Raw genomic sequence first — 21,332 nt, 5'->3', positions numbered from 1 at the left:
CCACGCCGGCCAGGCGCCGGCCCAACGACTGGTATTATGGCACCCGACTTTCTACTGCCGACCAATAGCATTGTCCGCCCGGACAAGGACACCTTCCTCAACGAAGTGAATCCCTTTGAAGGGATGATGTCGCGCTTCGACCGAGCTGCGGAACTCCTTGATCTTGAGCCCGGCCTCTACAAGGTGCTCCGGCACCCCGAAAAGCAGATCATTACCTCGATCCCCGTGATGATGGACAACGGGGAAGTCGAAGTGTTTCAGGGCATTCGCGTGTTGTACAACACGTCCCGCGGTCCCGCCAAGGGCGGCATCCGCTTTGACCTGAACGTCACGCTCGACGAAGTGACCGCGCTGGCCGCGTGGATGACGTGGAAGTGCGCCGTGGTGAACATTCCCTTCGGTGGCGCCAAGGGCGGCGTGGTTTGCGACCCGCTCAAGATGAGCGTCGGTGAGCTCGAGCGTCTGACGCGTCGCTATACCGCCAGCATCATCGCCACCCTTGGTCCCGATTCCGACGTGCCCGCGCCGGACGTGAACACGAACGAACGCGTGATGGCGTGGATCATGGACACGTACTCGATGCGCGTTGGCCACACGGTCACCGCCGTCGTCACGGGCAAGCCCGTGGAGATGGGCGGCTCGTTGGGACGTCGCGAGGCCACAGGACGCGGCTGCATGCTCGTGACTCGTGACGCGCTCAAGCACCTTGGTATGGACGTGAAGGGCGCCACGGTTGCCGTGCAGGGGTTTGGCAATGTGGGCTCCGTGGGCGCACAGCTGTTGCAGCGCGAAGGGTGCAAGATTGTGGCGATCAGCGATCGCACCGGTGGCTGGCACGATCCCAAGGGCATCGATGTGGATGGAGCCATCGAGTATGTCAAAAAGAACAAGACGCTTGTGGGCTACAACAAGGGCACCGCGGTCACCAACGAAGAGATCCTGACCCTTGAAGTGGATGTGCTGCTCCCGGCGGCCCTCGAGAACGTGATCACGACCAAGAATGCCGCGCAGATTCGCGCCAAGGTGATTTGCGAAGGCGCCAACGGGCCGACGACGGCCGCGGCCGATTCCATCCTTGATGAGAAGGGGATCTTCGTGATTCCCGACATTCTCGCGAACGCGGGTGGTGTGACGGTCTCGTATTTTGAGTGGGTGCAGGATCGTGGCGGCTACTTCTGGACGGAGAAGGTCGTCAACGAGCGCCTTGAGGACATCATGGTGAACTCGTTCGCCGCGGTGCTCAACCTGTCGAAGCAACACAAGGTGAACATGCGGACGGCCGCGTATATGCTGTCGATTAGCCGCGTGGCCACCGTGCATCGTCTGCGCGGGATCTACGCGTAACATGCGCGGCTGTCGATGAAGGTTCTGGTCGCCGCGGTCGGTAAACCGCGCAACCCGGCGCTGGCCGCGGCGATCAGTGACTACGAGGAACGGGCGGCCCGCTATTGGCCGCTCGAGTGGCATGAGGTCCGTGAGGAGCCGGCCAAATCGGTTTCTGCGGACCTTGTGCGTGAGCGGGAAGGGGAGCGGTTGCTCAAGGTGATTCCGTCCGTCGCGCGCGTGGTGGCGTGTGACCCCGGTGGCACCGGGCAGTCGTCCGAACTGTTCAGTACGTGGTTACAATCGGAGCGCGAGTTGGGGCGGGATGTGGCGTTTGTAATTGGCGGCGCATACGGACTCTCGAGTGCTGTGCTCAGTCGCGCACAGAGTCGTCTCCTTTTGGCGCCCTGGACGTTGCCGCACGAGCTGGCGCGGTTGGTGTTGGCGGAACAACTCTATCGGGCCGGCACCATCGTGCGGCGCGAACCGTACCACAAATGATTGGAGAGGCCAGACGGATGCCGGTGGAGTCTCGGTCGTGAGTAATCCTCGAATTCTTGCCGAGCCCATAGGCGGAAGCGCGCTCGCGCGCGCTGCTGTGGACGGTACGACGCCGCCAGGGTGGTTCCTGCCGCGTCCGCGTGGCGCTGATGGATGGCGGAGTCACGCGGAAGTCGTGCGCAGTGCGTTTCCGGGGGCACGCTGGATGGATTCGCTGCGGCCGGCCATTACGCCGAGCGGTGCGGCAGCGGAACGACTGGAGCGAGTCGCGTCGGGGCATGGCGTGCTCGTGACCACGGGGCAGCAGCCGGGATTGTTCGGCGGTCCCGGCTACACCTGGCTCAAGGCGCTCTCCGCTCTTGCGTTGGCCGACAAGATTGAACGTGAAATCGGCATCCCGGCTGCGCCGTTGTTTTGGGCCGCTACGGACGATGCCGATTTTCAAGAAGCAAGCTTTACGCATGTGAATATTGGCACCGAGTGTCGACGCATCGCGATCCCTCGCGAGGGGCCGGATGGTTTGGTGATGTCGCAAATGCCGCTCGGCGCCGTGCATGAGCAACTCGCGGCGCTCCTCGACGCGACCGGGTCGTCTCCGCAGGGTTCGGTATTGGCGGCGCTGCAGCGCGCCTATCACCCAGACGCCACGATTGGCGGTGCGTACGTGTCGTTCATGCGATCGGTTCTTGAGCCGCTGGGGATCGCCGTGCTCGACGCGTGGCACCCAGCGGTACGCTCGGCGGCGCGCAGTACGTTGGGGCTCGCTCTCAATCGGGCATCCGCGATTGACGAAGCCGTGGCGCTCCGCATGGTGTCGATTGAGCGCGCGGGGTATCGCGCGCAAGTGGCGCGCGTGCCAAAACTTTCAGCGGTGTTTCGCAGCACCATCGGGATCAAAGAGCGCGTGCCACTCTCGCAGGCGGGTGATGCCGCGTTGCGTGACGAGCTCGTGCTCTCGCCGACCGTGTTGCTCCGGCCCGTCGTCGAGCGATGTTTGATGCCGAGCATCGCGTATGTTGGTGGCCCCGGCGAAGTCGCGTATTTCGCGCAGGTCGGAGCCGTGGCCGAGGCGATGGGGACCCCAATGCCGCTCGTCGTGCCGCGGTGGTCTGCGACGGTCATTGAGCCGTCGGTGGATCGAATGCTCGGGCGGCTTGGGATGGTGTACGATGACGTGCGGGCGCCGCACGAGGCCGAACGACGCATTGGGGAACGCGCGATGCCCGCCGCGATTCGCGATTCATTGGCCGAACTGCGCGATACGCTTGAGGTGCGCATGGATGCACTCATGGCTTCGCAGCAGGGCCGCCGACTCGTGCCGGACGAAGTGCTCGAGGGCTCGCGCAAACAGTTCCGCCATCGCATCGAGCGTATTGAGCGTCGGCTCCGCTCCGCTGCCACGCGGCAGGAAGCGGAAGCGGTACGCGACCTCGCCTCGGTGCGCGCGGCGTTAGTGCCCGACGGCGAACGGCAGGAACGGCGGCTCAACTTTGTGCCATTGCTGGCGCGGCACGGGGATTCGCTTCTCGCGCAACTCAAGGCGGGCGCCGCGCAGCACGCGAACGCCATTTTCGGAGTCAAGTGAGCCATCCAGCGCCACGGCAACGTGGCGGTGGCGCGGCGCTCGTTGCCGCGGGAATTCTGCTCAGCCGCATCTTTGGTTTGGTGCGCAATCGGCTGATGGGACACTATCTCGGCGTGGGCCTCGCTGCTGACGCGCTCACCGCCGCCTTCCGTGTGCCAAACTTTCTGCAAAACTTGTTTGGCGAAGGGGTGTTGTCGGCGTCGTTTATCCCCGTGTACGCGCGACTGCTGGCAGAGGGGGACGAACGCGAGAGTGGGCGTGTCGCCGGCGCCATTGGATCTTTGCTTGTACTGACGAGCGCCGTCCTTGTGCTCGTGGGCATCGTGCTCACGCCGTATGCCCTGATTCCGTTGATCGCGCCCGGCTTTACGGGCGAACAACGCGAGCTCACCATCACGCTCGTGCAGATTGCGTTCCCAGGCGTTGGGCTGCTCGTGCTGTCGGCCTGGGCGCTCGGCATTTTGAATTCGCATCGACGCTTCTTCTTGTCGTACGCGTCGCCGGTGGCAATGAATCTAGTGATGATTGGCGTGCTGCTCTGGCGTGGTCCTGCGCTCTCCGCCACTCTCGCGGGCCCAGCCCAACTCGCCACCTGGTTGGCGTGGGCTTCGGTCGCGGGTAGCGCGCTGCAAGTGGCGGTGCAAATGCCTACGGTGTTGCGCGTGGAGCGTCGGCTCCGTGTAGGCCTCGCCACCGGTGACCCGCAGGTGCGCACGGTGTTGCGCAATTTCTGGCCCGTGTTTTTGGGTCGAGGCGTCGTGCAGATCTCGTCGTACGCCGATCAGATCATCGCGTCGTTCCTTGGCGTCGGCGCAGTGGCGATGCTCGGCTACGTGCAGGTGATCGCCATTCTGCCCGTGTCGTTGTTCGGGATGTCCGTGTCGGCCGCGGAGTTACCCGCGATGTCCGGCACGCTCGGGGATGACGCCGAGGTGTCGCGCGTGCTGCGGCAACGGCTGCACGACGGCCTGCATCGCATTGCCTTTTATGTGGTGCCGAGCGCGGTGGCATTCCTTGCGCTTGGTGACATTGTGGGCGGCGCGATCTATCAAACGGGCAAGCTTGGGCGCACCGAAACGGTCTGGTTGTGGAGCGGACTCGCCGGCTCCGCTGTGGGATTGCTCGCGGGAACGCTCGGGCGACTCTATGCCTCCACGTGGTATGCGTTGCGCGATACGCGAACGCCGCTGCGGTACGCCACATTGCGCGTGGCCATCACGGTGGTGCTCGGCGTGATCGCGGCACTGCGTCTGCCTGGCTGGCTTGGCATCGACGCAAAGTGGGGCGTGGCCGGGCTCACCGCCTCTGCGGGCGTGGCGGCGTGGGTCGAGTTCTTTCTGCTCCGTCGATCGCTCTCGCGGCGCATTGGGGCCACTGGAGTAGACGCTGCGTACATCGCGCGCCTCTGGGCTGCTGCGGCTCTGGCCGCACTCTTCGCGTTTGGCGTAAAGCTCTGGCTCGGCACCGAGCGTCCCGTGGTGCTGGGCGTCGTTGCGCTCCCGCTGTACGGCGCCGTGTACTTCGGTGCCACGGCGATGATCGGGATTGAGGAGGCGCGTGCCTTCGCCGGACGCCTTCGCCGGTTGCTGGGTCGTGCCTGAGCAGAACGACGCGCCTGTGGATCGCCATCTCGACACGCCGACGCGCCAGATGAGCGAACTCCTGCACGCGAAGGTTGCGCAACTGCCGGAGACGCCCGGCGTCTATCTCTGGAAGAGCGACGACGGCACCGTGCTGTATGTGGGGAAGGCGAACAAGCTGCGCCAACGCGTGCGGTCGTATTTGGCTGACGATGCCGGCATGAGTCCCAAAACGCGTATGCTGATGCAGCGCGTGACCGACCTCGACACCATCGTGGTGCCGAGCGAGACGCACGCGCTGATTCTCGAATACAATCTGATTAAGGAACACCGTCCGCAGTACAACATTGTGCTGCGCGACGATAAGTCATACCCGTACGTGAAGGTCACGTTGCAGGAACCGTATCCGCGAGTCTTTGTAACGCGACGCCTCGTCGACGATGGCGCGCGCTACTTTGGGCCGTACACGGATGTGGGCGCGATGCGCAAAGCGCTCAATGTCGTGAAGCGAATCTTTACGGTACGGTCGTGTCGCTTTGATATGCCGCGCGAAATGCCCGAGCGCGCCTGTCTCGATTTCTATATCAAGCGGTGCAAAGGGCCCTGCGTTGGCGCCCAGTCGCAGGCCGATTACGGCGCGATGATTGACGAGGTGGTGTGCTTCCTGGAAGGGCGCACCGACGAAGTGGTGCGTCGCGTGCGCGCGCGCATGGCCGAAGCATCGGACGCCATGGATTATGAGCGCGCCGCCGAGATGCGAGATGCGCTCACCCATCTCACGCAGATGGAAGAGCCCACGGTGATGCTCAATGTAGAAGGGGGCGATCGCGACGTGGTGGGATACGCGCGCGACGGCGAGGACGCCTGCGTGGCGCTCCTGCGCATTCGCGGCGGACGGCTGCTCGGGCGCGAGCATCGCTTTCTTGAACACATTGAGGAGGAGCCCGACACCCGTGTGCTCGGCGCCTATCTCGTGGCCAGTTATCTCGCGGCTTCCGAGCGGGCCACCGAACTGCTGCTCCCGTTTGAGTTTCCAGATCGCGAGCTCTTTGCCGCGTCGCTCCCCGGGACGAACGTGGTGCTGCCTCAGCGCGGCCCTCGGCGCGAGCTCCTCGACCTCGCCGAACAGAACGCACGCCACTTGCTCGAGGAGTTCAAGCTTGCCGGTCTCGAAGCCGACGAGCGCGCCGCGGACCCTGTGTACGAACTCGGGCGGGAGCTGGGGCTGCAGAAGATACCGCGCTCGCTGGTCTGCTTTGACAACTCCACGGCGCAGGGCAAAGACTCCGTGGGGTCGGTCGTCTGGTTCGAGAACGGTAGACCGCGTCGCAGCGAGTACCGCACGATGCGCGTACTGAGTGTGGATGAAGCGCTCGGCCCAGATGACTTTGCCTCGATGCGTGAGGTGGTGGGGCGCTATTTCCGCCGGCGACTCGACGAAAAGAAGCCGCTCCCTGACCTAGTGGTCGTGGACGGTGGCAAAGGGCAGTTGAGTTCCGCGGCCGAAGCGCTGGCTGCACTCGGGCTCGAGAAGTTGCCGCTCGTGTCGCTGGCCAAACGAGATGAAGAAGTCTTTATGGTAGGTAAGGCGGAATCGCTGCGGCTGTCGCGTCGGTCACCAGCGCTCCGGCTTCTGCAGCAGGCGCGCGACGAAGCGCATCGGACGGCGGTTACGTACAATCGAAAACGCAGGACGATGCGTACCGTCACGTCGGAGTTGCTCAAGATCCCTGGCGTAGGGCCGGTCAAACGTCGCGCCTTACTCACGGCGTTCGGCAGTATTCAGGGGGTGCGCTCGGCGAGCGTGGAAGCGATTGCGGCGTTGCCTGGCTGGTCGAGTAAAGCGGCAGAGAAAGTACTGGAAACTTTGAAGCAGAACGATCCTACGGCCGTTCCGTCTTCACCGACGACGGCTCCGCCACAGACTCCTGATTCACCCTCGAGCCCCGAATGACAGACACCATGTGGTCCCTGTATTGCTCCGCTTGCACCTATACCGCGCCGGGCGAGCGTCTTGCTTCCGTGTGCCCCGATTGCAGTCAGCCGCTGATGGTGCGCATGGCGCCCGTCGAGCGGAGTCGCATCACCGCCGATGCCTCTATGTGGCGCTACCACGCCGCGCTGCCGCTGATGCCAGGCGAGACTCGCGTCACGCTCGGCGAAGGAATGACGCCACTCAGTGAGCATCCCCATCTCGCGTTGGCCGTGGGCGTGCGCAGGCTGCACATCAAGGACGAAGGACAGAACCCAACCGCGAGCTTCAAGGCGCGCGGACTGTGCATGGCAGTCAATCGTGCGAAGGCGCTGGGGCTTCCGGGGGTCTGCGTGCCCACCGCCGGAAATGCTGGTATCGCGCTCGCCGCCTACGCAGCCGCGGCCGGCGTGCCGGTGCGCGTCTATGCTCCGGCCACCACACCGCCGCCGATTCTCGGTTCGATTCGCGCCTTCGGCGCGCAACTCGAGCTCGTTGACGGACACATCGGTGACGCAGGCAAAGCCACGATGGCCTTCGCCAAGGAGAGCGGCTACTTCAACGTGGCCACGGTGCGCGAGCCATATCGCGTGGAAGGGATGAAAACGATGGGGTACGAAATCGCCGAACAACTCGGCTGGCGTCTGCCCGACGCCATCGTGTATCCCACCGGCGGCGGCGAAGGGACGATCGGCATTTGGAAAGCCTTCGCCGAAATGATCGAGTGGGGATGGCTCCCCGCCGACACCAAGAAACCCAAGATGGTCGTGGCCCAGGCTGCGGGCTGCGCGCCCCTCGTGCGCGCGTTTGCCGCCGGTGAAGACCGAGCCACGCCGTGGGAGAACCCCTCCACGCACGCGAGCGGACTGCGCGTGCCTGGGCCCTTTGGTGATCGCATGACGTTGCGGGTGCTGCGCGAAAGTGCCGGCGGGGCATGGGCCTCCACCGAAGAAGAAATTCGCGCTGATACCTTCTTGATTGCCTCTACCACCGGCATCGACGCTGCCCCAGAGGGCGGTTGCGGCCTCAACGTGGCGCGAAAGATGGTGCAGGCGGGCCTCGTGAGCCCCGACGCCGAGGTGGTGGTGTTCAATACGGGGTCAGGCGCATCCTACCGCTGGTAGCGGTAGATTGGAGTGCATGAACCAGATCGCGATTTTTGATCCGTTCTCCGGCGTAGCCGGAGACATGACGTTGGGCGCGCTGCTCGACCTTGGCCTTAGTGTTGAATGGCTCAAGGACTTGCCGCGCGTCCTCGGTCTTGAGGGTGTCACCGTACGTGCAGAGCGGGTGACGCGCGGGGAGATTGCCAGCTGGAAGGTGGATTTCGACATTCCGCCGCAACCGCACGGGCGTCACCTCAAGCATTTGCACGCGATCGTCGATGCATCGCCCGCGCCGGAGGGTGTGAAGGCCAAGGCGCGGGCCGCCTTCGAAGCCGTCGCCAATATCGAAGCGGCTATTCACGGCACCACCGTGGAGCGCGTCCATCTTCATGAAGTCGGCGCAGTGGATGCGATTCTCGACATCATGGGCGCCATCTGGGGCCTCGAGCAACTCGGCGTCACACAGGTCTATCACAACTCCATCGCCTTGGGCGACGGCTTTGTAGATGCCGCCCACGGTCGCCTTGCCGTGCCGGCGCCGGCCACGCTGCGGCTGCTCGAAGGGCTGGACGTGCGCCAAGGGCCGCCGGAGAGCGGGGAACTCACCACGCCCACCGGTGCGGTGTTGCTGAAAGTGCTGTCGAGTGGTGCGCCGCCTGCCGCGTACCGACCGGTGCGCAGTGGCTACGGCGCCGGCACTAAGGACCCAAAAGGACGCGCGAACGTGTTGCGCATCATCCTCGCCGACGTGGACGTGCCAAGTGCCACCACGGAGACGCTGGCGGTGCTCGCGGCTGACCTCGACGACATGACCGGAGAGTATGTCGCCGCCGCTGCTGACGCGTTGCGCGCGGCTGGTGCGTTGGATGTCACTTTGATGCACACCATGATGAAAAAGGGGCGTCCAGGCATCCGTCTGGAAGTGCTCTGTGCCGTATCGGACGCCGAGCGCCTCGAAGACCTACTTCTCCGCGAAAGTAGCTCCATTGGGGTCAGGCGGAGCCTCGTGCAGCGCCGAGCGCTGGCACGCGAAACGCGCACGGTGGATGTGTTTGGCCACCCCGTTACCCTCAAGACCGTGCAGCTCCCAGGGGGCGGCGAACGGGAGAAAGCCGAGTTCGAAGACATCCGCCGAGTGGCCGCCGCAACGGGGCGTTCCACGGCCGAGATTCTCGAGGCGGTAACAAAGGCTTCTTAGGCCTCTGTCAAGTGCCGGAAGTGCTGAAAAATCATTGTTTTCGGCCTCTGGATCTGATAAATTGCGTGAATGGTCAAAGTCGCACATATACAGCCCGAAAGCATCGCTTCGGAACTGGGGATCGAGGTCGGCACCGAACTGGTGTCGGTCAACGGTCGTGCGCTTGAAGACTTCCTCGATTGGGAGTTTCTGACCGCCGAAACCGCGCTCGAAATCGAAGCCAAACTCCCGAACGGTGAGTTGGTGGTGTTCGACATTGAACGCCCCGACATGGAATCACTTGGCGTCGAACTCGAACCGCCCACGGTTCGCCGTTGCGCCAATCGCTGCGAGTTCTGTTTTGTGGAGGGACTCCCCAAGGGGTTGCGCCGTCCGCTCTACATTCGCGACGACGATTACCGCCTCTCCTTTGCGTACGGCAACTTCGCGACGCTCTCCAATCTCAAGGAGCGTGATTTCGAACGCATTCTTGAGTACCGGTTATCGCCGCTGTATGTGTCGGTGCACGCCACGCCGTGGGAGGCGCGCAAGAAGCTGCTCAACAACCCGCGAGTGCCCGACATCATGGCGCAGCTCCAGCGCCTGGTGGACGGTGGCATTCAGTTTCATGGCCAGATGGTGATTGTGCCCGAACTAAATGACGGGGCGGTGCTCGAGCAATCGCTCACCGATCTCTACAACTTCGGCGAGTCGTGCCTCTCGGTGGCGCTAGTGCCGGTGGGGCTCACGCAGTTCTCGCACCTGTACTCTGGGGAGTCCATGAACCTGGAGAACGCCGGCCGTCTGCTGGAAGTGGCGGAGCGGTGGGGCGAGCGGGCGCGGCGTGAGCGGGGCGAAACGTGGGTCACAGGTTCCGACGAACTGTATCTGCTGGCCGGCGCCGAACTGCCGCCGCCGTCGTTTTACGGTGACTACTCGCAGATCGAAAATGGCGTGGGCGCGGTCACCGCGCTGCGTGAACGTGTGGCCGACGGCTTGGAGCGTCTGCCGCGTCTCGACGGGCTGCGCATTGGCGTGGTGACCGGCGTTTCCATGGCGCCGCTCATGCCGGCGTTGCTTGACCAACTGCACGGCGCCACGGGCGCCATCTTTGAATTAATCCCAACAACCAACTCGTTGTTCGGACCTACTACTACGACAGCGGGATTGCTCGTGGGCGCGGATATTCGCCGCGCACTCGCAGGGCGCGCTGACCTCGATCTGGCGCTCATCCCCGCCGAGTCCATTAACGAGAACGGTCTCTTCCTCGACGAAGAATCGTTCGCTGCGGTGCGTGAGTCTTTTCCTATGCCAGTCTATCCGTCGTACGACTTCATTGACGTACTCGAGCACGAGTCGTCGCCAACCACTGCGGGGGCTCGATGAGTCTTCCCGTCGTAGCACTCATTGGACGGCCGAATGTCGGCAAGTCCTCGCTGTTCAACCGTATTGTGGGCACCGACCACGCCATTGTGAGCGACGAGGCGGGCACCACGCGCGACCGTCACTTCACGCGCGCCGAGTGGAATGGGCGCTCCTTCTGGCTCGTCGATACCGGCGGTCTGCGCGAAGATTCCGATGTGCCGATGGACGTTGAAATCCGCCGTCAGGTGAAGCAGGCCATTGCCGAAGCCGACGTGATGCTGCTCGTGCTCGACGCCAAGGTGGGCGTGCACCCGAGCGATGCCCGCGTGGCCGACTTGGTGCGCGCCTCTGGTAAGCCGTGGATGGCGGTCGCCAACAAGGTCGACGATCCGCGGAGCACGGATTACTACGAGTTCTACTCACTGGGTGCTGGCGAACCGATTCCGGTGTCCGCCATCAACGGCAAGAACTCGGGCGACCTGCTCGACGAACTGATCAAGCGCCTGCCGCCGGTGGCGAGCGACGAAAATGCCGCCGATGTGCGCGTGGCCGTCGTGGGCCGTCCGAACGTGGGCAAGTCGTCGTTCATCAACCGCTTGCTCGGTGAAAACCGCCTCGTGGTGTCGGATGTTGCCGGTACCACGCGCGACGCCATCGACACGCCGTTCTTGTATCACGGCCGCCAGATGATTTTTGTCGATACCGCCGGCTTGCGCCGCCAGTCCAAGGTGGACGACGGTGTGGAGTTCTACTCGGCGCTGCGTACGCGGCGCGCCATTGATCGCTCCGACATCTGCATTCTGATGATCGACGCCCTCGAAGGGCTGCACAATCAGGATCTCAAGATCGCGGCACTCGCCTGGGAAGCTGGGCGCGGGTTGATTGTGGTGGTCAATAAGTGGGACGTCAAAGAAGAAAAGACCGACAAGTCGGCGGCGAAGTTCGAGAAAGAGTGCGCCGAGAAGGCGCCGTTCTTCAAGTTTGTGCCGTTCTTGTTTACGTCCGCGCTCACGGGACAACGCGTGACGAAGATTCTTGACATCATTCGCTTGGTAGAAGAGGAGCGTGTGAAGCGCATTTCCACTTCGCAGGTGAACGACGCGCTGCAGCAGCTCTTGGCCCGTTTGCAGCCGCCGCAGGCCGCCGGCAACGAAGTGAAGCTCAACTACGCAACGCAGGTGGAAACCAGCCCGCCAACGATTGCGGTGTTTGGCAATCACCCCGAACTGGTGGCGGAGCACTATATCCGCTATTTGCATAACGGCTTCCGTGAGTTCTGGGGCTTCTCCGGCAATCCGCTGCGCATTCTCATGCGGCGCAAATCGGCGTAATGTCTTTGCTCGTGCTCGGACTCGTCATCGCGTACGTCGCGGGATCGTTCCCGACGGCGTACCTGATGGGGCGTGTATTGAAGGGCATCGACTTGCGTACGGTGGGCTCCGGAAACCTCGGCGCCACCAATGTGTACCGCGCGCTGGGCTTGGGTCCGGCGGTGGCCGTGTTCGCGATTGACGCGGCCAAAGGTTTTCTCCCCGTGGCATTTTTGCCGCGTGCGCTTGGTGCGTCCACGACAATGGAAGTCACCGTCTGGGCACTTGCCTACGGGGTGTTTTCCATTGGGGGGCACGCGAAGCCGATCTTCCTGTTGTGGAAGGGAGGCGGCAAGGGGGTGTCCACGGCGGCTGGTGTGTTTGCGGCCGCGGCCCCCGTGCCGCTCGCGCTGGCGCTCACCGTCTTCACGATTGTGACGCTCGTGAGTGGGTATGTCTCCCTCGGCTCGTTGGTCGCAGCCCCGGTGCTGTGCGTAGTGGTCGCGGTATATCTGGGCGTCGGTCCTGTTTTCTGGGTGAGCGTCGCACTCGCCGTGTTCATCTACTGGTCTCATCGCGCGAACATTGGTCGGCTGCGGGCAGGGACAGAGTCCAGCATTCGCAAAACACGCACGCCGGGAGCCACGCCGTGAAGTGTGCCGTGATTGGTGCGGGCGCGTGGGGCACCGCGCTCGCGAATCTGCTTAGCGAGAACGGCCATCGCACCATGCTCTGGGCCTTTGAGCCTGACGTGGCGGAAGCGATCACCGACGGGCACGAGAATCCGCGCTTTCTGCACGGGATTGAACTGCATGAGGCGCTCCGTGCCACCACCGACCGTGCCGAAGCGGTGCACGGAGCGGAGTGTGTGATTTACGCCACGCCGAGTCATGTGCTGCGCGACGTGGCTTCCTCTATGGCGGCGTGGACGTCGCAAGACGCGACGCTCGTGGTGGCAACGAAGGGCATTGAGCGCGAACGGCTCTCGCTGATGACCGACGTGGTGGCGGAGCAACTGCCGGGTCGTTCGGTCGTGGCGCTCTCCGGGCCGAGCTTTGCGTTTGAAGTCGCACGGCGGCAACCCACCGCTATCGTGGCCGCGAGTCTCGACCAACAGGCCGCGATGCGCGTGCAGCAGGCGTGCAGTACACAAAGTTTTCGGGTGTACACCACGGACGACGTCGTCGGAGTGGAGTTAGGCGGCGCGCTCAAGAACGTGATGGCTGTTGCCACCGGCATTGCCGACGGACTCGACCTGGGCCTCAATGCACGCGCCGCGCTTATTACGCGCGGCCTCGCGGAGATGGTGCGACTCGGCGTCAAACTTGGCGCGCGCCCCACGACGTTCGCGGGGTTGGCGGGCGTGGGCGACCTCGTACTGACCTGCACCGGCGCCCTCAGCCGCAACCGGAGCGTGGGCGTTGAGATTGGTCGCGGTGCGACACTCGCCGACGTGCTCTCCGGACGTGAGACGGTGGCCGAAGGCGTCGTGACCACCGAAAGCGCCAAGGCACTCGCCGAGCGTGAAGGAGTGGAGATGCCGATTGTCTCGGCGGTGCACCGCGTCCTGTTTGAGAAGCAACCCGCCCGCTGTGCGCTCGTGGAACTGATGACGCGTGACCTCCGTGGCGAGGAGGACCGCTAATGCATCGCCCCGCCGAACGTCCGGAGCCCGTGCAGGAGTTTTTCTCCATTGGCGACGTGTGCGAGATGACGGAGCTCAAGCCGCATGTGCTGCGCTATTGGGAAAGTCAGTTCAAGTTTCTGAGTCCTGCCAAGAATCGATCGGGCAACCGCGTGTATCAGCGGCGCGAGATCGAAATGGTGCAGTTGGTGAAGCATCTGTTGTATTCCGAGAAGTACACCATCGACGGCGCGCGCCAGAAGCTCGATGAGTTTCGGAAGAGCGGGGGGCTCAAGCCCGCCGCTCGCCAGGGACTCGAACTCGAAACGGTGCAGCATATGGAGCAGGATCTGCGCGACATCCTCGCCATTCTCGAAGGAGATGCGGGCTGATGCGCATCCTGTGCAGTAACGACGACGGCATTCTCGCCAAAGGGCTGAGCTGCCTTGAGCAGGCCGCAGCGGGACTCGGTGAAGTGTGGGTCGTGGCACCTGACCGTGAGCAGAGTGCGACGAGTCATGCGCTGACGTTGCATCATCCGTTGCGCCCGGTACAACTCGCCGACCGCCGTTGGCAGGTGGATGGCACGCCCACGGATTGCGTGATGCTCGCGATTCAGGCGTTGATGCCCGAGCCGCCGGATTTTGTGTTGAGCGGAATCAATCATGGCCCGAACATGGGCGAAGACGTGCTCTACTCCGGCACGGTGGCCGCCGCGATGGAGGGGCTCGCGCTCGGCATTCCCTCGATTGCGTTGAGTTATGCTGGCCGCCTGATGCGGGCCGACAACTCGCCGCTCGAGCAACTCGCGGCGCCGCTCGCCGCGTTGCTCAAGCATCTCACCGCGATGGCGAAGTTTCCTGCGGGCACTTTGCTCAACGTGAACATTCCGCCGGTCGCCGCAGCGGAGATTAAAGGCGTAAAGCTCACCCGGCTTGGGCAGCGCGTGTTCAGCGATTCGATTGCCAAGATGCAGGATCCGTGGGGGCGCCCCATCTACTGGATTGGCGGCGGCTCTGTGACGTGGACGCCAGGCGAGGGGACGGACATTCACGCCGTGCGTGAAGGATATATTTCCGTGACGCCGTTGCACCTCGACATCACCCACCAGGCACGCCTGGACGATGCGGAGCAGTGGTGGCAGGCCCCGTAGCCCGACAGTTTGGTGGCGCGCGCCGCCGCCTCATCGAGGAGTTGCAAGGGAAAGGGATCCACGACATCAGCGTCGTGCGCGCCTTTGACCTGACCCCGCGCCACTTATTTGTGCCTACGGGCGTTCAGCACCGCGCCTACGACGATGCGCCGCTCCCCATTGGCAGCGGGCAGACTATCAGTCAGCCGTCGGTGCACGCCAAGTATCTGCAGACCCTCGCACTCAAAGGCACGGAGAAGGTGTTGGAGATTGGCACCGGTTCTGGGTATCAGACTGTGTTGCTCGCGCATTTGGCCGCGCAGGTGTTCAGCGTGGAACGCATTGCGCCACTCCTCGACCGCGCGCGTGATGTGATTGCGCAATGTGGCGTTACCAAGGTGTCGCTCTTGCTCGGCGACGGAACGCTGGGCTGGAAAGCCTACGCTCCGTACGATGCCATATTAGTGAGCGCGGCGAGTCCGGATGTGCCGATGCCTCTCGTGGAGCAACTCGCCGAGGGCGGCCGGATGCTCGTGCCGGTAGGTGGGCGTGAGGAGCAGCAACTGGTGTTGGTCACCAAGCGCGGCGTGCGGTTTGACCGTGAAGTGCTCAGTACGGTGCGGTTTGTGCCGTTGGTTGGGGAGCACGGCTGGGCGGAGAACGGCGCGTGACTCGCACCGCCCAGACGAGCGATAGTCGCGCCCTCGCCGAAGCCGTGCGCGCGTCTGTGCGTGACGTCCCCGATTTTCCAAAGGCGGGGATCACCTTCAAGGATATCACGCCGCTGCTGGCTGACGCGCCGCTTTTTGCGCGGGTGATTACCGCGCTCGCCGCGCCGTATCGGGCGAGTGGTATCACGCACGTTGTGGCGGTTGAGAGCCGCGGCTTCATCTTTGGTGCACCGGTCGCGCAGGCGCTCGGCGTTGCGTTTGTGCCGGTTCGTAAGCCAGGCAAACTGCCGAGTCGCACGATTCGCGAGACGTATGATTTGGAGTACGGTACCGACACGCTGGAGATGCACGCCGACGCCCTCGGCGCTGGCGCTCGCGTGTTGATTGTGGATGATGTGCTGGCCACCGGCGGTACCGCAGCGGCGACTTGCCGATTGGTGGAGCGTGCGGCGGGGCAGGTGGAGGGGTGTGCGTTTTTGATTGAACTCACGTTTCTGAATGGACGCGAGCCGCTCTCGGGAAGGAAGATTGAATCGGTCGTGCAGTATTGACAGCGTGCTTTCTCGCCATAAAACTTTGGTTTAGAGGATTCGTGTCGTTGATGGCGATCGAAGGTAGGTGAGGTCAGAAGCTGAATACTGTGTACACACGTCTGTCCCCGTAGCTCAGTTGGATAGAGCAAGCGTTTCCTAAACGCTAGGTCGCCGGTTCGACTCCGGCCGGGGACACTTCTCACTTTCGGAGCCGCGCCCATGTTTCTCCCGCGCCTGCTGCTCGTCGTCACCGCGCTCCTCAGCGCGCAGTCCTCGCGCTGGAAAGACATCGGAAAAACCTCCACTGGCAATACGGTGCAGATCGACCCGAAGAGCGTGAAGACCAAGGACGGCATCATTACCGCCTCGTTCCGCGTTCCCTATGCGACGCCGGTCGATTATCCGAAGGGAAAAGTCACCGTCGTCCGTGCCATCGGCATGTTCAAGTGCGACGCGCGCACCGTGGCCGTGAAGGAGTCGACCAGCTACATCGACGAAAAGGCGGGGAAGGTGGCGCTGTTCAGCAAGCCAGGAATCCCCGGCTTCGGGCCCGCGTTCTCGAGCAACTTCTCGGGCATCGCGCTCGACTACCTCTGTCCGAAGAAGTAGCCGCGCCTCTCAGATAATCCCCGACTTGACATACCCCCCGGGGGTACTAGCCTTCGAGTAGACAACGGAGGCTCGACCATGACGTACGACAAGTGGCTGGTGCTCATCGCCGGCGTAGGCGCCATCGCCTGGCTCAACTGGCACTTCTTCCGCACCATGAAGCGCGGCAAGCGCGACGGAGAGAAGTAGCCATGGCTCGCGCCATGCTTCCCGTGATGGGCAACCCGCCCGCCACGCCTCCGGCTCCTCCTGCCGCTCCGCGCCCCGCCGCCGCGCCTACCGACCATACGCTCAACCTCGCCGTTACCGGCATGCACTGCGCCGCCTGCGTGGGCCGCGTGCAACGGGCGCTCGAAGAAGAGCCGGGGGTCAAAAGCGCCGTCGTCAACTTGATGACCAATACGGCCACCGTCTCCTTTGACCCCAAGGCCGTTCAACCGAACGTGCTCGTGGAACGCGTGCGCACCACCGGCTACGGCGCCGAACTCCCCGTCGTCGGCGAATCCGTCGCCGACGAGCAAGAACGTCAAGACGCCACCCGCCGCGCCGAATATCACGAGTACCTCACCAAAGGTGGTGCGAGTCTCGCCGTTGGCGCCGCCATGATGGCCATCCCGATGCACGCCACCATGATCTATGCGTGGCTGCCTTGGCTCTTGCTCGCCATCACCACCGCCGTGATGGCTTGGGCGGGCCGCCACTTCTACACCCGCGCCTGGATGGCCTTCCGCCACCACTCCGCGGATATGAACACGCTCATTTCCGTGGGTACCGGCGCGGCCTATCTCTATTCATTGGCCGCCACCGTACGCCCCTCGCTCTTTACCGCGAATGGCGTCGCGCCCGATCTCTACTACGAAGCCGTTGTTATTATCATTGCGCTCATCCTCGTGGGCAACGCGCTCGAAGCGCGCGCGAAGGGGCAGACCGCTGGTGCCGTGCGACGCTTGCTCGATCTCCAACCCAAAACCGCACGCGTACGCCGCGCCGACGGTGATCACGACATCCCGGTGGAGCAGGTGGTGCGCGACGATCGCATCGTCGTGCGCCCGGGTGAACGCATCCCCGTAGACGGCGACGTGGCCAGCGGCACCAGTGCCGTCGACGAATCGATGCTCACCGGCGAGTCCATGCCGGTGTCCAAGAGCGCAGGCGACCACGTCACCGGCGGCACCATCAACGGCACGGGTGCCTTTGAACTCACCGCCACCACACTCGGCGCCGACAGCACCCTCGCGCGCATCGTGCGCATGATGCAGGACGCCCAAGGCACACGCGCGCCCATTCAACGTATTGCCGACAAAATCAGCAGTGTGTTTGTGCCCGTCGTGCTTTCCATTGCCATTGCCACCTTCATTACCTGGTACATCGCACTAGGCGGCGGCGGACTTGTGCGCGCCATTGCCGCGGCGGTCGCCGTGCTGATTATTGCCTGTCCTTGCGCCATGGGGCTCGCGGTACCTACCGCCGTGATGGTAGCAACGGGGCGCGGCGCCGAGTTCGGCGTGCTGGTAAAGGGCGGGGCAGTGCTCGAACGCGCCGATCAGATCACGACGATTGTGCTCGATAAAACCGGTACCGTCACGCAGGGTAAACCGGTGGTGACCGATGTACGCCTCGCGCCGAACGCCAAAGTCGATGCCGATACGATGCTGGCGTTCGCAGCGGCACTGGAGCGGCAATCCGAACATCCGCTTGCGGCAGCGATCGTGGCGCATGCACAGCACAGCGCGAGTGCAACGGCGCTCACCGCATCGTCGTTTGAAGCCGTCGGCGGTCAAGGCGCGATTGGCGTGGTGAATGGCCGCGCGGTAGCCATTGGCAACGAAGGCCTGATGCGCGACTGGGCCATCAACATTGCACCGCTCGCCACAGAGGCTGAGTTACTCGCCGCTGCCGCGCGCACCGTCGTGTATGTAGGGGTCGATGGCGCGCTCGCCGGATTGCTCGCGGTGGCTGATCCCATCAAGCCCACGTCACCAGAAGCAGTGCGCCGCTTTGTCGCGATGGGCTTTGATGTGGTGATGCTCACAGGCGATTCCGCGAATGCCGCGAATGCCATCGCACGCGAAGCAGGGATTCCCACCGTGCGCGCCGGAGTGCTCCCCGGCGGCAAGCGCGATGTGATTCGCGAACTGCAAGCGCAGGGAAAGGTGGTCGCGATGGTAGGGGACGGCATCAACGACGCCCCGGCGCTCGCGCAGGCCGATGTCGGGATTGCTATTGGCAGTGGTTCCGACATTGCCATTGAAGCGAGCGATCTCACTCTGATGCGCGGCGATCTTCGCGCTGCCGCGGATGCCATTGCACTCTCCCGCGCGACGATGCGCACGATGCGCCAGAACTTGTTCTGGGCTTTCATCTATAACATGGTCGGCATTCCTGTTGCGGCGGGGGTGTTGTATCCCGCCTTCGGCGTGGTGCTGAGTCCGGTGCTGGCCAGCGCCGCGATGGCCTTGAGCAGTGTGAGTGTGGTCACGAATAGTCTGAGGCTCAGGCGCTTTGCGCCGCATGGAGGTGCTCGATGAAGCGCGCCGCTGTCCGAGACTCCAAGCCTCGCACCGTCGCACGAGACTCCAAAACCCGCACCCTCGCTCGGCTCAGCAAAATCGAGGGGCAGGTGCGCGGCCTGCAGAAGATGGTGGAGGAGGACCGCTACTGTGCCGATGTGCTGACGCAGGTATCGGCCGTGCACGAGGCGCTCCGCGGTGTGGGCAAGGAGCTGATGCGGCACCATCTGCGGCACTGCGCCACGGCCGCGATGAAGGGAACCCCCGCGCAGGCCGAGGCGATGCACGACGAGCTGTTGGCGCTGATGTATCAGCACGCCCGGTAGGGGCGTCGCCGAGGAGGATGGGGCCAGCCCCTGCAGGGCGTGGCCTCGGGCTGGGCGGGGCGAGCCTGTTGGCGCCTGTTGGCGCCTGTCGGCGCCGGCTGGAGCCGGCTATCGCAGACTAGCGCCGAATCCTTGCGGACGGCTCCCGCCACAGGCAGAGGGGCATTAGCTTTCTCAGGTTCCACCGGAGCAGGCCATCAGGCCCGCGACGGCGCCGGGATTCCCGGCGGCATCACCTCCTTTTTGCGCACAGAAATGACGAAGACCGGAGATGCGGCGCTGCCGCCGATGGATTTGGACGCCGACTCGTTGATGGACACGATTCGTGCTCGCAGCCGTGAAATCACCATTGGCGTGATTGCGCTGGCGGCCCTTGGCGTGATCTACGTGCTCGTGGATCAGTCCAACCAGAAGAAGCAGGCCCGCGCGGAGATCGCGTTGAACCAAGCCGAGAACTCGTTCTACGGCGGGAACATGGCGCTGGCGCAGACCGACCTGCAGAAGCTGGTGCAGGGTTACGGCAGCACGGCCGCCGGTGTTCAGGGGTCGATGCTGTTGGCGCAGACCTACTACAAAGCTGGCAAGTTCGACGAAGGGCTCAAGGTGCTCCAGGCCGCTCAGGGCGCGTCGGGGGCCTCGAGCTTCCAGGCGTCGATTGAAGCGCTGATGGGCGCCGGCTATGCCGACAACAACAAGCTCGACGAGGCCGCCAAGCATTACCGCGCCGCCGCCGATCGGGCCGCGTTCCCAGCCGACAAGGATCTGTACCTGGCCGACGCCGCTCGGACGCTGATGGCTGCTGGCAAGAAGGACGACGCTCTCAAGATCTGGCAGTCGATTGCAAGCAACCCGGACTCGCCGGTGATGGCCGAAGCCAAGGTGCGAGTGGGTGAGCTGACGGCCGTTGCTGCCAAGTAAGTAGGGCGAATAGCTCGACAACTGGCGCCGAGCTGGCGCTACAAAGTGGGGGCGGTCCAGCTATTCGCCGGACCGCCCCTTTCTTTTGCCAGTCCCTTGAACTACGTATAATATGTATTATGTAAACTAAACTACAGGATTCATGTGGGAAAGTGAGTTCATAACTCCCTTCAACCATAAGCAGTTAGGCTACCTTCCCTTGGCTGGACCCTCTTGGACGGCTCAGCGGGCCCAATGGCGGCTGGTGGAGCTAGCTCTCGCCGAGCGCTCCGGTGAACACGATCCGCCCTTCGCCGCGCAGTGACGGCTTGATGGCGCCGTCAGCGTCCCGCAACGTGACCGTCAGCACCCGACCTGATCTAGTTTCGAGGGCGGTCTCTGCCCCACTCAGCCGCCAGGCGCGTAGCAGAACGGCGGTCGCCACAGCCCCAGTTCCGCAAGCCAGCGTCTCGCCCTCAACACCTCGTTCGTAGGTCCGCATCTTCCACGGACCACCGGGGTTAGCAGCTACAAAGTTGACATTGGCCCCGGCTGCGAGGCTCGGGTGCCATCGGAGCGGCTGACCGCGGCCGACTACGTCTACAGACGATGTATCGCCAACCAGCACAACGAGATGCGGCACGCCGGTATTGGCGAATCCCATCCTTTTTTCGCCCGAGGCAAGCTCAATCCCGGCCTCCAACCTGAGCTCTGAGACGGGCTGCAGGTCGATTTCAGGCTCCGATCCCACAAACCGAGCGCTGATAGCGCCAGCGTCCGTGGCAAAGCGGAAGCTCTCGGCCTGCACAATCCCGAGCTCCCGCGCGAGCCGCGTGGTACAGAGCGAGGCGTTGCCGCAGAGCTCGCCAAGGCTCCCATCTCGGTTGAAGTAACGTATCCTAAATGCTTCTGTGGCATCAGGTTGAAGGAACACAACTCCATCAGCACCTATGCCGGTGGCCCGGGCGCACATACGGCCAATCGCCCCTGGTTCGGCCAGCGCACCGGCTGGCTCCGACCTCGCGTCAAAGAACACAAAGTCGTTCCCCGACCCGCTCATCTTCCAAAATCGGCGGCCCGCCGCTGGGATGTTGGTCTGGGTCATGGTACC

At 63.7% G+C, this 21,332-nt stretch carries 20 protein-coding genes and 1 tRNA gene; 20 read left to right on the top strand and 1 reads right to left on the bottom strand.

Going from position 1 to position 21,332, the window contains the following annotated elements:
- The first annotated feature begins 36 nt into the window (after positions 1 to 36).
- From NTZ43_04930 to NTZ43_04835, 20 genes are all read left to right on the top strand, one after another.
- Positions 37 to 1,344, top strand: coding sequence for a Glu/Leu/Phe/Val dehydrogenase (locus NTZ43_04930; GenBank protein ID MCX5766556.1), 1,308 nt, complete (start codon positions 37 to 39; stop codon positions 1,342 to 1,344).
- Between the two features lie 15 nt (positions 1,345 to 1,359).
- Positions 1,360 to 1,824 (top strand): 23S rRNA (pseudouridine(1915)-N(3))-methyltransferase RlmH, encoded by a 465-nt coding sequence (locus NTZ43_04925; GenBank protein MCX5766555.1) that lies wholly within the window; start codon positions 1,360 to 1,362, stop codon positions 1,822 to 1,824.
- A gap of 37 nt (positions 1,825 to 1,861) precedes the next feature.
- Positions 1,862 to 3,409 carry a bacillithiol biosynthesis BshC gene (gene bshC, locus NTZ43_04920; protein MCX5766554.1) on the top strand — a complete coding sequence of 516 codons (1,548 nt, stop codon included), beginning with the start codon at positions 1,862 to 1,864 and terminating at the stop codon, positions 3,407 to 3,409.
- 95 nt (positions 3,410 to 3,504) lie between these two features.
- Positions 3,505 to 5,010 carry a murein biosynthesis integral membrane protein MurJ gene (gene murJ / locus NTZ43_04915; GenBank protein MCX5766553.1) on the top strand — a complete coding sequence of 502 codons (1,506 nt, stop codon included), beginning with the start codon at positions 3,505 to 3,507 and terminating at the stop codon, positions 5,008 to 5,010.
- Positions 4,967 to 6,943, top strand: coding sequence for an excinuclease ABC subunit UvrC (gene uvrC / locus NTZ43_04910; GenBank protein MCX5766552.1), 1,977 nt, complete (start codon positions 4,967 to 4,969; stop codon positions 6,941 to 6,943). Before murJ ends, uvrC begins: the two co-directional genes overlap by 44 nt.
- On the top strand, positions 6,940 to 8,085 hold the full coding sequence (locus tag NTZ43_04905) for a threonine synthase (protein MCX5766551.1): 1,146 nt from the start codon (positions 6,940 to 6,942) through the stop codon (positions 8,083 to 8,085). Before uvrC ends, NTZ43_04905 begins: the two co-directional genes overlap by 4 nt.
- A 16-nt stretch (positions 8,086 to 8,101) precedes the next feature.
- Positions 8,102 to 9,265: a nickel pincer cofactor biosynthesis protein LarC gene (gene larC, locus NTZ43_04900; protein MCX5766550.1), complete on the top strand. Its 1,164-nt coding sequence runs from the start codon at positions 8,102 to 8,104 to the stop codon at positions 9,263 to 9,265.
- A 69-nt stretch (positions 9,266 to 9,334) separates the two neighbouring features.
- Positions 9,335 to 10,630 carry a DUF512 domain-containing protein gene (locus NTZ43_04895; GenBank protein ID MCX5766549.1) on the top strand — a complete coding sequence of 432 codons (1,296 nt, stop codon included), beginning with the start codon at positions 9,335 to 9,337 and terminating at the stop codon, positions 10,628 to 10,630.
- Complete coding sequence (gene der / locus NTZ43_04890; GenBank protein ID MCX5766548.1) at positions 10,627 to 11,940, top strand: ribosome biogenesis GTPase Der; 1,314 nt, start codon at positions 10,627 to 10,629, stop codon at positions 11,938 to 11,940. Before NTZ43_04895 ends, der begins: the two co-directional genes overlap by 4 nt.
- On the top strand, positions 11,940 to 12,572 hold the full coding sequence (plsY, locus tag NTZ43_04885) for a glycerol-3-phosphate 1-O-acyltransferase PlsY (protein MCX5766547.1): 633 nt from the start codon (positions 11,940 to 11,942) through the stop codon (positions 12,570 to 12,572). Before der ends, plsY begins: the two co-directional genes overlap by 1 nt.
- Entirely contained in the window at positions 12,569 to 13,564 is a 996-nt protein-coding gene (locus NTZ43_04880; protein ID MCX5766546.1) for an NAD(P)-dependent glycerol-3-phosphate dehydrogenase, read from the top strand. Before plsY ends, NTZ43_04880 begins: the two co-directional genes overlap by 4 nt.
- Positions 13,564 to 13,935: a MerR family transcriptional regulator gene (locus NTZ43_04875; GenBank protein MCX5766545.1), complete on the top strand. Its 372-nt coding sequence runs from the start codon at positions 13,564 to 13,566 to the stop codon at positions 13,933 to 13,935. Before NTZ43_04880 ends, NTZ43_04875 begins: the two co-directional genes overlap by 1 nt.
- A complete protein-coding gene (surE, locus tag NTZ43_04870; GenBank protein MCX5766544.1) occupies positions 13,935 to 14,696 on the top strand; it encodes a 5'/3'-nucleotidase SurE in 762 nt (253 codons plus the stop codon). The genes NTZ43_04875 and surE overlap by 1 nt, the downstream gene beginning before the upstream one ends.
- Positions 14,678 to 15,346, top strand: coding sequence for a protein-L-isoaspartate(D-aspartate) O-methyltransferase (locus NTZ43_04865; protein MCX5766543.1), 669 nt, complete (start codon positions 14,678 to 14,680; stop codon positions 15,344 to 15,346). Before surE ends, NTZ43_04865 begins: the two co-directional genes overlap by 19 nt.
- Entirely contained in the window at positions 15,343 to 15,897 is a 555-nt protein-coding gene (locus NTZ43_04860) for an adenine phosphoribosyltransferase (protein MCX5766542.1), read from the top strand. The genes NTZ43_04865 and NTZ43_04860 overlap by 4 nt, the downstream gene beginning before the upstream one ends.
- A 103-nt stretch (positions 15,898 to 16,000) precedes the next feature.
- A tRNA-Arg gene (locus NTZ43_04855) sits at positions 16,001 to 16,074 on the top strand.
- Positions 16,075 to 16,098: 24 nt separating this feature from the next.
- Positions 16,099 to 16,488: a hypothetical protein gene (locus NTZ43_04850; protein ID MCX5766541.1), complete on the top strand. Its 390-nt coding sequence runs from the start codon at positions 16,099 to 16,101 to the stop codon at positions 16,486 to 16,488.
- Between the two features lie 191 nt (positions 16,489 to 16,679).
- Positions 16,680 to 19,016: a heavy metal translocating P-type ATPase gene (locus NTZ43_04845; protein MCX5766540.1), complete on the top strand. Its 2,337-nt coding sequence runs from the start codon at positions 16,680 to 16,682 to the stop codon at positions 19,014 to 19,016.
- Positions 19,013 to 19,324: a metal-sensitive transcriptional regulator gene (locus NTZ43_04840; protein MCX5766539.1), complete on the top strand. Its 312-nt coding sequence runs from the start codon at positions 19,013 to 19,015 to the stop codon at positions 19,322 to 19,324. The genes NTZ43_04845 and NTZ43_04840 overlap by 4 nt, the downstream gene beginning before the upstream one ends.
- Positions 19,325 to 19,579: 255 nt before the next feature.
- On the top strand, positions 19,580 to 20,242 hold the full coding sequence (locus NTZ43_04835; protein MCX5766538.1) for a tetratricopeptide repeat protein: 663 nt from the start codon (positions 19,580 to 19,582) through the stop codon (positions 20,240 to 20,242).
- 250 nt (positions 20,243 to 20,492) lie between these two features.
- Here NTZ43_04835 and dapF read toward each other — a convergent pair whose 3' ends face one another.
- Positions 20,493 to 21,326 (bottom strand): diaminopimelate epimerase, encoded by an 834-nt coding sequence (gene dapF / locus NTZ43_04830; protein MCX5766537.1) that lies wholly within the window; start codon positions 21,324 to 21,326, stop codon positions 20,493 to 20,495.
- Between the last annotated feature and the right edge of the window lie 6 nt (positions 21,327 to 21,332).

The sequence above is a fragment of the Gemmatimonadota bacterium genome (assembly GCA_026387915.1).
Lineage (GTDB): Bacteria > Gemmatimonadota > Gemmatimonadetes > Gemmatimonadales > Gemmatimonadaceae > Fen-1231.
This window is presented reverse-complemented; position numbering and strand designations above follow the sequence as displayed.

Excerpts from the sequence above, each read along its gene's own strand:
- NTZ43_04845 (MCX5766540.1), top strand. The coding sequence starts at position 16,680 with ATGGCTCGCGCCATGCTTCCCGTGATGGGCAACCCGCCCGCCACGCCT.
- NTZ43_04930 (MCX5766556.1), top strand. The coding sequence starts at position 37 with ATGGCACCCGACTTTCTACTGCCGACCAATAGCATTGTCCGCCCGGAC.
- surE (MCX5766544.1), top strand. The coding sequence starts at position 13,935 with ATGCGCATCCTGTGCAGTAACGACGACGGCATTCTCGCCAAAGGGCTG.
- NTZ43_04905 (MCX5766551.1), top strand. The coding sequence starts at position 6,940 with ATGACAGACACCATGTGGTCCCTGTATTGCTCCGCTTGCACCTATACC.
- NTZ43_04875 (MCX5766545.1), top strand. The coding sequence starts at position 13,564 with ATGCATCGCCCCGCCGAACGTCCGGAGCCCGTGCAGGAGTTTTTCTCC.
- murJ (MCX5766553.1), top strand. The coding sequence starts at position 3,505 with ATGGGACACTATCTCGGCGTGGGCCTCGCTGCTGACGCGCTCACCGCC.
- larC (MCX5766550.1), top strand. The coding sequence starts at position 8,102 with ATGAACCAGATCGCGATTTTTGATCCGTTCTCCGGCGTAGCCGGAGAC.
- der (MCX5766548.1), top strand. The coding sequence starts at position 10,627 with ATGAGTCTTCCCGTCGTAGCACTCATTGGACGGCCGAATGTCGGCAAG.
- NTZ43_04835 (MCX5766538.1), top strand. The coding sequence starts at position 19,580 with ATGACGAAGACCGGAGATGCGGCGCTGCCGCCGATGGATTTGGACGCC.
- dapF (MCX5766537.1), bottom strand. The coding sequence starts at position 21,326 with ATGACCCAGACCAACATCCCAGCGGCGGGCCGCCGATTTTGGAAGATG.
- NTZ43_04895 (MCX5766549.1), top strand. The coding sequence starts at position 9,335 with ATGGTCAAAGTCGCACATATACAGCCCGAAAGCATCGCTTCGGAACTG.
- NTZ43_04850 (MCX5766541.1), top strand. The coding sequence starts at position 16,099 with ATGTTTCTCCCGCGCCTGCTGCTCGTCGTCACCGCGCTCCTCAGCGCG.
- plsY (MCX5766547.1), top strand. The coding sequence starts at position 11,940 with ATGTCTTTGCTCGTGCTCGGACTCGTCATCGCGTACGTCGCGGGATCG.
- NTZ43_04925 (MCX5766555.1), top strand. The coding sequence starts at position 1,360 with ATGAAGGTTCTGGTCGCCGCGGTCGGTAAACCGCGCAACCCGGCGCTG.
- NTZ43_04840 (MCX5766539.1), top strand. The coding sequence starts at position 19,013 with ATGAAGCGCGCCGCTGTCCGAGACTCCAAGCCTCGCACCGTCGCACGA.